This window comes from Microbulbifer maximicatervae (SeqCode) (assembly GCF_056232625.1).
Genome location: NZ_CP174324.1, coordinates 4,389,350 through 4,401,410, shown reverse-complemented (window position 1 = coordinate 4,401,410; position 12,061 = coordinate 4,389,350). Strand labels below are relative to the sequence as shown.

The 12,061-nt window shown below is 46.9% G+C and carries 7 protein-coding genes; 4 read left to right on the top strand and 3 right to left on the bottom strand.

Annotation, left to right across the window (positions count from 1 at the left end; genetic code table 11):
* Nucleotides 1–1,103: 1,103 nt before the first annotated feature.
* Nucleotides 1,104–2,204, bottom strand: a complete 1,101-nt coding sequence (locus ACJJI6_RS19295; protein ID WP_475711761.1) for a hypothetical protein — start codon at nt 2,202–2,204, stop codon at nt 1,104–1,106.
* Between the two features lie 35 nt (nt 2,205–2,239).
* Complete coding sequence (locus ACJJI6_RS19290) at nt 2,240–3,010, bottom strand: hypothetical protein (protein ID WP_475711759.1); 771 nt, start codon at nt 3,008–3,010, stop codon at nt 2,240–2,242.
* A gap of 593 nt (nt 3,011–3,603) precedes the next feature.
* Between ACJJI6_RS19290 and ACJJI6_RS19285 the strand changes: the two genes are divergently transcribed.
* Nucleotides 3,604–4,455 carry a universal stress protein gene (locus tag ACJJI6_RS19285; protein WP_413663505.1) on the top strand — a complete coding sequence of 284 codons (852 nt, stop codon included), beginning with the start codon at nt 3,604–3,606 and terminating at the stop codon, nt 4,453–4,455.
* Between the two features lie 67 nt (nt 4,456–4,522).
* Here ACJJI6_RS19285 and ACJJI6_RS19280 read toward each other — a convergent pair whose 3' ends face one another.
* The gene (locus ACJJI6_RS19280) at nt 4,523–6,169 is read right to left on the bottom strand and encodes an alpha-amylase family glycosyl hydrolase (protein ID WP_475711757.1); all 1,647 of its coding nucleotides are present in this window, start codon (nt 6,167–6,169) and stop codon (nt 4,523–4,525) included.
* A gap of 271 nt (nt 6,170–6,440) precedes the next feature.
* Between ACJJI6_RS19280 and ACJJI6_RS19275 the strand changes: the two genes are divergently transcribed.
* From ACJJI6_RS19275 to ACJJI6_RS19265, 3 genes are all read left to right on the top strand, one after another.
* Complete coding sequence (locus ACJJI6_RS19275; protein ID WP_475711755.1) at nt 6,441–7,289, top strand: DUF3014 domain-containing protein; 849 nt, start codon at nt 6,441–6,443, stop codon at nt 7,287–7,289.
* Nucleotides 7,290–7,687: 398 nt separating this feature from the next.
* Complete coding sequence (locus ACJJI6_RS19270; protein WP_475711753.1) at nt 7,688–9,685, top strand: DUF3857 domain-containing transglutaminase family protein; 1,998 nt, start codon at nt 7,688–7,690, stop codon at nt 9,683–9,685.
* 3 nt (nt 9,686–9,688) lie between these two features.
* Entirely contained in the window at nt 9,689–11,860 is a 2,172-nt protein-coding gene (locus ACJJI6_RS19265; protein WP_475711751.1) for a tetratricopeptide repeat protein, read from the top strand.
* The last annotated feature ends 201 nt before the right edge of the window (nt 11,861–12,061 follow it).

The following is a 12,061-nucleotide window of genomic DNA, read 5'->3' as shown; positions in this document are numbered from 1 at the left end:
AAACGCAATAGATGACTGGTTCTTTTGCCCCGAATATCACTTAATATTTTGTAAACATCTATCATTATCATATTCCGTTCAACATCATTTCCAAAACCGCCAAAGCCTGGTCTGATATTGAAACCACTCTCCGCAAACGTAAACTATTTATAGGTTCAAACTTTGTTAATCGATTCATTCCGGGCGCCCCACTTGATCACGATGATATAAAAATCCTAAAGAGCTGATTACACCTATATTCAGCAGCATACTCACGCTACAGGCTCAGATACGTAAATCAGGGGCTATCTCTTGTTGTAAAATCTAAGAGAAAGGACTTCCATTTCTTTCGGTGGGGTCATTATTTGATATTAGTTGACTGGAGTAGTCGGCATTTAGCCTTCAAAATATCGGTACAATCTCTCATAACAGCTTCTTTTTTAAAGTGGCAGGGTATTTAAGTAAAATACTGATCCTACTTAAGTCGGAGCTTTGAAGACATTTCATAGATTTAATGGGATCATAAAAGGCTATACAATAAGCTCAAATTCAGTTCGATAAAAACTGAGCACATGGACTGGTAAAAATTTCTTAGCCTCGCACCTTGTCAAATAAAAAGAACCACCGCTCAAACACAGAAACAGCTGTGACACCTGCAACCTACACACCTATTTCTCTGTTAATCGACTTCTAAAAAATATCTTTGTCGAATTTTTAATTACATCGAATTGAGACACCTATTACCAATACTTGCCAAACTATGACACGGAGTTTTTAACCCTCGACCCACTGTTATCTTTTTTTCATGCTTCCCCCCCATAGCAGAGTAAAATATTCTGCCTGACTAAAAAAGACAAGAGCTATAACGAAAGATACCGGCATTAATAAAACGACTATAAACCTAAGATGGCAAGTTACTTATTTTAGACAATAACAAATACCTTATAAAGATAAGTCCAGCTATCATCAGGACATAAGAGAAAAAAACCTCCCAGTATTTCTTTTTATTATCAACATAATAATGCCACCCTGCAAAGTACAAGCGTTTCGCTAAGGCTCCATAGATTAGGCCAACAAAATACAAAAAAACACATATGTCCAGCGCTAATTCAATAGGGTTCATATCATCCATCCCCCGCCCTGCAGGATGATGAGCCTGCCGCAACTATCGCTCCGTTACCAGCGAGAAGAGCTGTATATGCTAATACAATAGCCAAAAGAGGAGCAACCAAAGCTCCTAAAATTGTGACTATAATTGCAACTGCAATAAGTGACACTAGAGCATCACAGCGAGTATTCAATGCTATAAAATCAAGGTAAAGCTCGACTGCCAGAAAAGCAGCCAATAGCACTGCTACAACTATTAAAGGTGTGAATGTAAATGCTGCTCCAACAATACCAGTAAATAGACCTATTGCATCCAGTATCCCTGCGTCATCATCACTCAAAAAATCTCCGCTGGCACCATTTGCAATTAAATATGCTCCAGCACCAGTATCTGGGTCAATAAGTAAGTAACCCAAGTTTTTGCCGCCTGCAAAATCAATTTCCTTCTCATGTGTAGTTACAACTTTACCCGCCAGCACTGCACTTCTAATCTCGCCTTTCACATCTGAACTAAAATCAAGTACAGATAACGCTTCACTAATGTTATTTATATCAATTGTCCAAATGCGCTGTCCTTCAGAAACAGCTATCTTAAGTGCCTTCACTGCACTAATACCTTGTACACGAATATCTTCAGTGGAAAAAATTTGTTCAGGTACGTCATGTTCCATAGCAGAAGCTCTGTATCCAATTGCTTTCATATGGTTAACAAGGCGTTTTCTATCGTTATCCTTTGCAATAGCCTGAATAGATAGCCGATCAATATCAATCAATAAGCCACTGGAGTGCACACTCCTCGGAACTCCAAAAAAGTAGTTTGCCTGTAAGCTGGTACTAAAAATACCAAAACTGAGCATTCTATAGTTAACGATATTTGAAGCTTTCGCCTCCAATTGGTCTTGTAAATAAGTTAAGGCCAAATAGAGGTGGACCGTAGAGTATAGTAGGCTCCCAACAATTTCACTTTTTGTCAGTCTCTCAATTTGAACTTGGTCACCGCTGGCCAATACATCCTGGATCCCTTGGATATCAACTCGCAGCTGTTTTATTTCTTTTATATTAGCACCTTGAAGATCAAGCCCGAGCGCCCGATACTCACCTATAGTGGGATGGTTCACGGCCTCTTCCCAACCAAAAGCAGGTGACCACAACGCTAAGGTTTCGTAAAGCTCCCCCCCATCGTGCCTGCCGTAGCACTATGTACAACATTACCGTCTTGAGTAAATTCAGCAACTAAATATATCAAGTAACCTGGCAAACTAGTTGGTAATTGACCAAGCTCAATTTCACCTGTATCAGATCCGAGCTCGGGAATATAACTAAGAATTAAATCCTCATCCGCTTGAGTAGCTGGACGAAATGACGAAGCATGCTTTTTTCCGGCTAGTTCAGGTAAAGACTGCTCAAAGGTGATCAAACGGCTATTTTCTTGACCTAAGACTTCAGTCCCCAAAGTATACCGATAACGGTGCCGCAAATTATCTGGTAAAATTGAATACTTATTGGTACGAACAATTAACTCATAGGGTAGCCCAGCCGCTAATTGATGATATTCTTGTACGATAACACGCTGAATACCCAGGACTTCCTCCATCGTTGCATCAGGGTTTTGACCGTTAATGTAATCTTCTACTTGTTGCTGATAGTTGACTAATGCCTCCTCAATCACCAACTGATCAACACTTTGTTCGAAGCCTTGCTCTTCATCGATAATTGCAGTTTGAGTGATTTCATCTGCTAGTCTTTGCGCATCAAAAGGCACATTAGTTTCCAGGTCTTGCCCTTCAGTAAATTCATACTGTTTAAAGCTAGCATCTAAAGGTATCCATGTGTCACCCGTTCTAGCTGAGATATTAAAGGAGTAGTCCGGCAGGTAAACACTCGCAGGTTCACCGGTTTTAGCGATGCTATATTTCAGAGACAAGCAATAAATCTCTCTATAGACCAGTCTATCAGCATCAGAGTAATCCGGACGCAGCTTTAGATTATTCCTGAAGCCGGGCAATTAAATTCAACCCACGGGCTTATCTGTACGGGCCTTAAATTACGCCATAAACTTACCGCGCTATGGCCACACATGACTGCGCTGCACCTTGCGCAATTACCTTTTAATACCGCAAGTTTTTGGATGCTAGTTGAACTAATCTGCCGGTGATAACCCTCCCCCTCATCGTGAGTAAATTATTTCCCCGGACCTACTCAGGTTTTCAAGAATTCCACAACTAACCGTTACCGTTGAGCCTGTCTCCATGGGGATCTGAGGATAAGCCCCCATACGGGAGATCTCCACTTTAGCTTACTGAGTGAGGCTTTTGGGGCTGGTGAAGTTGATCTACCTCAATAAGATCTTCCCCAACTACGCCATTATGCGCAACAAAATTATTCGATGAGATAGGCGCCAAATTCGACAAATGGGACAGTCAGGTACTCGGGCTGACAACCCCATCATGGTAGATTAGACCTCTTGGTCAACTGCAGGTCGCACTGGCCAGTAACACGCTTAGTTGAGGAGAAAAAATGGAGCAGCAAAGCACCGTATTCGTTGTAGTGGACCCTAACGATGAGAAGCATGTAGCTCTGGAGCGAGCCCTGATCACTTCACGTGGACGCAATCCTCAGCCGCGACTGGCTGTATTCGTCGCAGTTGATGGTGAAGCGGTGGATACCCGTGCAGTTAACGACCACCTATTTCGCGATGAGTCGTGGTTCCGTGAACAAATTCGTGAACCCATCTCAGAAGCTGGTCTTTCCTGTGAGATCACTGTTTGCTGGTCCAGTGATTGGCAGGCGGCCATCGTGCAGGAATCAAAGCGCTGCAACGCAGAAATGATCTACCTACCAGTACACGCGAAGAGCAGCCGTCGCTTTACCTTCGCCGAATCCAAATGGCGAGTCCTGAAAACAGCGCGCTGCCCAGTAGTATTGATTCGCCCCGGCGCCAAGGACGAGCGCAAAGTTGTATTGGCTACCGTTAACTACCAGGCAAAAACCCTCGAGCAGCGCGAGCTCAATCGCCAGATCAGCGAACGCGCGACCTATATCGCAGGTCATTACGGAGCAGAGCTACACCTAGTAAATGCATTCCTGGATTCCATGCTCTACCCAGATCGCGGTGCTTTGGCCAAGCTTGCCGATAAAACCGGTGTCCCCACCCATCGCATTCACGTAAAGCGCGGCTATACCAGTGATGTTGTTGAGGAGGTGGCCCGTGAGATCGATGCAGATTTGGTCGTGATGGGAACCATGAATCAGTACGGCGAAACAGGCTCATTCCTGCGTGGCAATACTGCCGAGCGTGTAATTGGCCAGTTGGACGTTGATGTGATGGTATGTAACCAGTTCACCACAACAACAATGAACAACGATTAAGTCATCCCATTTTCAAAAATGCTGAAAGCCCCAGCAGTGCTATCTGCAGGGGCTTTCTTTTTTGGATTTACTGCGATTTAGCCGATAGCAGGAGCAGAGTTCCCTCTGTATCAAAAGTCACCCGGCCACCCTCAACTTTGGCTCGCTTGCCCGAATAGTAATCGGTCAGTTCGATACCATCGGCAAACACACCTTTAACTGATACGCTCTTCTCACCCGCGGACAGTTCCATCGCCACAACTACCGGCTGCTCACCAGATAAGGTGCGGGAGAATGTATAAGGCTTATCCCCCAGCTTCTGGTGTACACCAGCGCCAACTGCCGGGTGCGATCGACGAAACTGCCCCAGCTTCTGCCAATGAGCCAGCAATGCACGGGTTTCCGTCTTTTCCAAGTCACCCCAGTTCATATTGGTGCGCATAGAGGCGTCGCCGAATGCGCGATCATCAATCATGGGGCGCGCCAGTTCATCACCGTAATATATCTGCACTGCACCGGGCGCCAACATCAGTTTACTTGCGGCACTCAGTGTGTGCTGACGCTCGCGGTCAAATGAGTGATGGTCATCGTGGGAGCCTAGATAATTTAGGACACCGAACCCTTTTAGTTCACCGCTGTTCAAGGCAGAAGAATAGCTGGAGAAAATATCCTCCGCTGGCTTGCCCGCAACCTGGGCAAAATCAAAGTTAATCAGGCTGTCAAAACCGTACTGATAAAAGTCTACTTTCCGATCGCTATAATCGTAGGAACGACCGACACTGGGACCAAAGCTGTTAACGCCGAAATGGTAAACCTCGCCCACCATAAAGAAATTGCGATCATCCAATTTCTTCTTCGGGTTCTCAGCCTTCCACTCCGCCAGGGCTAAGCCCGCTTCCTTTTTCAGTATTGCCCAGGCTTGTGGCTCTACGTGTTTGACCGTGTCCACACGAAAACCATCGACACCGTATTCACGCACCCAGTCAGTTAACCACTTGATCAGGTAATATTTGGGGGCACGGGGATAGCCAGTGCGCTCGAAAAAGGCATCCAGCTCGCGCTGCTCTTGCTGCAGGCGGCCTTCTTTTTTCCACTTTGCCACCAGTTGCGGCGGCAACTCGACATCTTTCTCGCTCTCCGTGAGGATATCCGTCAGGTTCGCGTGAATTGCACACTCAACATTGCCGGCATAGTCAGACCAATCGCATTGCTGACTATTGCGCAGCCAACTCGAGGGCCACCTGGAATCCTGTTCAGTGACTGGCCCGGTGTGATTGAGAATTACATCCAGCAATACGCGAATCCCCTGGCTGTGAGCTACCTCAATCAATTCCGCCAGGTCTGCTTCAGTGCCAAAGTTGGCATCTACGGCAGTCCAGTCCTTAGGCCAGTAGCCATGGAAAGCGTAGGTGCGTTTATCGGACTCATTGTAGCCATGGATGTTCTCAATCACCGGGGCCATCCAGATAGCATCGACTCCGAGATCATTAAAATACCCCGCTTCGATTTTCTCGATAACGCCGCGCAGATCCCCTCCCTCAAAGCCACGCAGGTATGCCGCATCGTCTTTGCGGCCGTAGGGGAAGTCATTGCTGCTATCGCCGTTATTAAAACGGTCCGGCAACATAAAATAGACCGTCGCATTGCGCCAAAAAGGATCTACCGGCTCTGCAGCCACGGCAGCTTGTACACCACCCAGCATCAGGCCAATCAATAAGCTGGTGAATTTTCCCATTGTTCTCTCTTTTATTCGCCGCTCAGAATTATTCAGAAACTCCCCAGGCCACTCTAATAGGCCCAGTAAATCAAACCATCCTCCCGCGCGGGGGCGTAGGTGCTGCGCAGGGTATAAGACCGGCAAAAAGGTCGTGCAATTACCCCATAGTAAAACTATTTTGCGAGCGGCGCTTTTGCAGAGTAATGTAAAACCAGCAGACCGCGAGAAACCGCAGCGCTTTGTCGTGGTCCAAGCGTCACATTCTGTTAGCAGTCAAAGGAGGCAGGGAATGTCGGAACAACAATCTAGGCAAGGGTGGATCATCGGCATTATTGTGGTGGTCGTTGTCGCTGCAGCAGCCTATTGGCTCTGGACCGGCGAGGAAAAGAAAGAAGAAATTCCCACCATCGGTGTTGTCGAAGAACCCCAAACTGCTCCCGAGCCAGAGGCCCTGGCACAACCTGAGAGCCAGGAACCAGCCCAGCCGCCCGAGGAACCGGTCATTGAAGAGGAGCCCGGCAGAGAGCCGCCTCCCCCCCTGAACGAGAGCGACAAGGCCGCATATGACGAGTTAATGTCATTGGCACCCAACGGCGCCCTGTCCCGCTGGCTGGTACCCGACGAAGTAATACGTAAATGGGTGGCCGCTGCCAACGCAGCATCCCGTGGTGAGCTGATTCACAAGCATCGTCCGCTGAAAACCATTCGCGGCCCCATCACCGTTACCGGGTCATCCGCTGAAGGCTACCAGCTGTCCCCGGAGAACTATCGCCGTTACGACCAACCGGTACGATTGTTCGCACTGGCTAACACTGATGCCATCATTACTTTATATCAGTACTGGTACCCTCGTTTAGCTCAGGCCTATGGCGAGCTGGGGATTCGCAACAAGTCATTCCATCAGGTGGTGATTGGAGCAATCGACAATGCACTGGCAGCGCCAGATGTTGAAGGCCCTATTCAATTGATACGCCCATCGGTGTATTACAAATTTGCCGATCCAAAACTGGAAAAACTCCCTGGAATACAAAAGCTGATGATCCGCATGGGCCCCGACAATGCAGCCCGAGTTAAGGAAAAGCTGAAAGAGATAAAGGCTAAGCTCGAAGAAATGCCTGTTCAGGAGCAGGCCCAATAAGCATGCCCCAGGTCACTCAGCCCACAAGCTGGGTGGCCTCCCACCTTCAAGATTCGGTTATTTTTTAACCGTTTTTTCGCCTGGACGCAATAAACCCTGCCTTGATCAATTTGAACCGCCGAAAAACTTATTCAAAACGCCAGCGGTCATAGCCATTCGATACTCAGCCCATAGCCATTGGGGTATATTACCGGCTGTTCACTTAACGATCCCAACACCAAGCGGTAACGGAGCGCCGCTGCCAAACGGCAACAGGCACTGCCCTATAGGGAAAGATCCAGGGTTCAACAGAAGCGAATCAATCGTAGGGTGCCCTGCGTGCCTCTTCTGCTTACTCCCCACCCAAGATCTATTCTGTCTCCGCCGGTATAGGCTGTAGATAACAATCGAGGCTCATTTTGAAATATCGTTCCTTCGGCCAAATTCTGGCTGTGACTCTTTTATTTGCTGTGTCGCTGGCCCAGGCTACCCCTGAAATTAACATAGCCCCAACACCCACTTGGGTGAATGCCGTCGATCTCTCGAGTAGTGTCACTGCACCCGAAGGCAGTGTTAGGTATCACCTAAGCAACTCCCAGATATCCCATACGAACGAACAACACCAATACTATTTTCAATTGGTGATGGAGCCCCTTAATCAGCAGGGGGTTAAACAGGTATCGGAACTGAACATTAGTTTTTACCCCGCGTTCCAGCAGCTGGTCGTTCACGAAATTACCGTCACCCGCAATGATCAAGTAATTGATCGCCTGAAAAAACAGGACTTCAAGTTATTCCAGTCTGAGCAGGAGTTATCCAGCAAACTTTACTCTGAAATGTGGAATGCGCTTTATATCCTTGAGGATATCCGACCTGGTGACAAAATCTCCTACGCTTATACACTCGAGGGAAGCAACCCTATTTTTGAACGTGGGGATTTTGGTACTTTCTACTTGTCATGGCCGGATGCCATCGACAGGCGCTATGTAAAAATTACCAGTGACAACAAGCTCAATTACCGTTTTAACAATGAAAAAGTACCGGTGAACGTTACCCGCAATAACGGCACTTACCAGTACACACTGGACCTGAAGCAGGTGTCTCCGATACTTCAGGAGGGGGAATACCCTCACTGGCATGACCCATTCAACTACATCCAATACTCAGGCTATAACAGTTGGGCTGAAGTAAACGATTGGGCAATGACACTCTACGATATTGACCTCTCCCTGCCACAGGAACTCACCCGGCAATTGGATCAATGGCGCGCAGAGGAAGGCCTTGAGGGAGCTGTCAGCAAGGCTATTGCCTACGTTCAGGAGGATATTCGCTACTTTGGGATCGAGTTTGGAATCAACTCACACCAACCGCGAACACCGAGAGAGACTTTGGATAAGCGCTATGGCGACTGTAAAGACAAGGCCATATTAATAACCGCCATGTTGTCTCACCTGGGGGTTAACTCTTACCCCGCCTTGGTGTCTTCAGGACGCGGGCGTGACCTTGCCAATGATATCCCCTCTCCCAGTTCTTTTGATCATGTAATCAGCGTCATTGAGCTCAATGGACAAGATTATTGGGTTGACGGCACCGCTTCCGGACAGGGCTCCAATATCAAGAGCAAAGGCTTCTTTGATTATGAATTGGCACTCCCCATTCGAAAGGGAACCCGAGCATTAAAACAAGTAACCACGGTTTATCCCGCCAACGGCACTCTGCAACTGGATGTCACCGAAAATTTTGAAATCAATGCCGGGGCCAATACCGCAGGGCTAACTGTTGAGTCCACCTACAGCGCTCTCAAAGCGGAGCAGATGCGTCAATTTTTCCAGTCAGCGGACTCTGAATACATAAAGAGTAATTACGCAAACTTTATGGCAACTTACTACCCCGGTATTGAAATCACATCCAATATCAAGCACCAGGACAATCGGGGTGAAAATGTACTTCAGGTATCGGAGCTATATGAGATCAGTGATTTTGCCGAGTTGAACTCTGCTCGGAAGATTTTCTCACTGTATGGCACCAGTATCGCCTCTTATATTACCAGCCCCCAGAAGCGTATTCGCCAAAGCCCATTAGCGCTGGCACATCCTGTGGATATCAACCACAAAGCAGTAGCCAAAATTACTGGAGAGGTTTTGTGGAGAGAGGAATCCCAGGATCTACAGATAGACAATCCCTGGTTCACCTTCTCCAGAACCTCCGATCATATTGGCAATAATATCTCGGTGAACTACGCCTTTAAATCCAAAGCGGACCATGTCCGCAATACGGATATTGCCGAGTATATGGAGCAGCTCGATAAACTGGATGAAGCACTTCAATATCAGTTCTGGGCCAAGGGCGATAATTCGAATACCCAGGAAACCAGTAAGGCAATGAAAAACCTGGTTAAGTCACTGATCAGGAAGTAAATAATGAAAAAATTCCTTTTTGCTCCCGTTATTTACTTACTGGCCTCTTGTGCGGCCCACACTTCCATCGAGCCCGGCGATAACGAAATAAGGCTGCTAACCGAACAAATTGCTAGCGCTCCAGATACAGTTGCTTATGAGGATTTCTGGGTTGCCTATCTTGAGTCTCAGCAACCCCTGAATAATATCGTGGCCAGAGAGCTCTACCAGGCGGAGCTATCTGCGATCGAATCTGGGGATAAGCCTTGTGAAGCCGTGGACTGGAAGGCCGTAACAAACAACAACATCCTGTCACTGACTCCCCACCTCAGCGCTGCAGAATGCTATGAGTCTGTGGGACAGTTAGAAGCAGCCAACTACCATAAAAACCTGTTTGAATTTATTGCTACTGGCATCCTCTCCGGACGCAGTGGTGAGTATAGCCACAGTGCCTTTGAGGTCGGAAGCTGGGCAGATGCAGAAGACCTGCTCACCATATCCGGCTATGAAATTATTGATAGCTATTTTGAATTTGCAAATAGTCGCAATGCTATATACCGCGTATATAACGTAAAGGAAGTAGGCGGCTATCAGGTATCGAAAATCTACTTCGATAATGCCCGCTTTCTACACCGACTGCTCGCGATCAGGTATCCATTTGCCGGCACATCAGATCAGCTCTATACAGATGTGATCCAGGTACTAGCCTCTACAGATTATGCCGCTCGACACGCCGAAGGCATTGTATTTCATGCGGAGGGGCAGTATCCACAGGCTGAACAGGCTTATCTAGACGCTATTATTATGGGATCCATTTCCGCCAATATCAGTTTAGGGCGGCTGTGTCTCAGTGGCAAAACTGAAAAATTCGCAGTTAACGAGTGCGCACAATTATTTGTTGCTGCTGCGGACTTGGGGCTCGAAGAGGCAAAGGTTTACCTAGCCTATATAGCCTTTATGGGCCTGGGAATTGATCCGGACAAAGAATTAGCAACTTCACTACTCTCCAGTGCCGAACAACACTTGAAGAAAGGCCAGGCGGAGTATGAACTCTACTCCCTTTTTGCGTCAGAGGAATTTAACTCAGCTAATGAATCCGGTGCTGCACAATTCTTGCAAGCCAGCGCAAATAAAGGTTACCCCGTAGCCCACTTTACCCAGGCTATTGGTTACCTTGAACAGAATGATTACTATCAATTTGAACAGCTTATTCAAAAAGCTTCCGGTAACGGCTTTTCCCCAGCCCAGTTTTTTTATGCCAGCTACCTGCTGGAGAAGAAAAAAGAAACCAGTAAGGGCATGGCGCTTCTCAATGAGGCTGCAATTGCAGGAAACCCCGCCGCACTCTTTGAGAGAGGGCGTATCACACAACTAGGCGCCCATGGCCAACCGGTTAATATCAATCAATCTATCAGGGACTATCAAGCTGCGGCATATCGCAATCATCTTCCTGCACAATTAAAAATGGGGATCCTGCATTCCAAGAATATTATTGCAGATGCCAACGCCGATATTGCCTATGCCTGGTATTTATTGTGTGGACGGGCCGGCCACCTGGAGTGTATTACCAATATGGGTTACTCCGCGGAATATGGCTATGGAGTAGAAAAAAGTTCGGCTCATGCAGCAGAGCTCTACAAGCTTGCTTCAGCGGAAGGGTCAGTCAATGCCACAGCCAGACTGGGTGAACTCTACTTAACTGGTAACGGGGTAGAAGAAAACTTAGGGCAAGCAATCTACTATTACACTCAAGCAGCGGAGGGTGGACTGGCTACCGCCATGAATAAGCTGGGACTTATATATCTGAGTTCTGATAATGGCGCTATCAAAGATTATTCTAAAGCTCTGTATTGGTTCGAACAGGCATCGAGCAAAAATTCAAAGTATGGATACTATAACCAAGCCCGTATGTATGAACAGGGACTCGGTGTGGAGGCCAATCTTGATGAAGCGCTAGCCCTCTACGAGAAGGCATCCCAAAGAGGTCATGGTTTGGCCTCACTTAAAATAGCTGAAGCTTACAGCCTAGGAGAGTCCGTCGATAAAAACCTTGACCAAGTACTTCACTATTTGAAATTAGCTACCGAACAAAGTGATGATCGGCAATTAAAGCAGATGCTGAAGCGCTGTAGCGACACAAAAGATTGCAATATCTCACACCTAAAACAATTTCTAAGTGAGCTATCTACAGAATAAAAACAGTTAAGTGGTCAACTATCTACACCGAATAGTTGACCACCTTCAACTTGCCACGTATTTAAAAGAAGATAATTCGTCTCATGAGAGACATATCGTGAGCCCTCGTTATTAGCTCGAATATCGACATCCATATCCCATTTGACCCTAAGTATATTATATTTTTTCTTCCCATTTTTTGTGTTTTTTGCCAACAAGTTC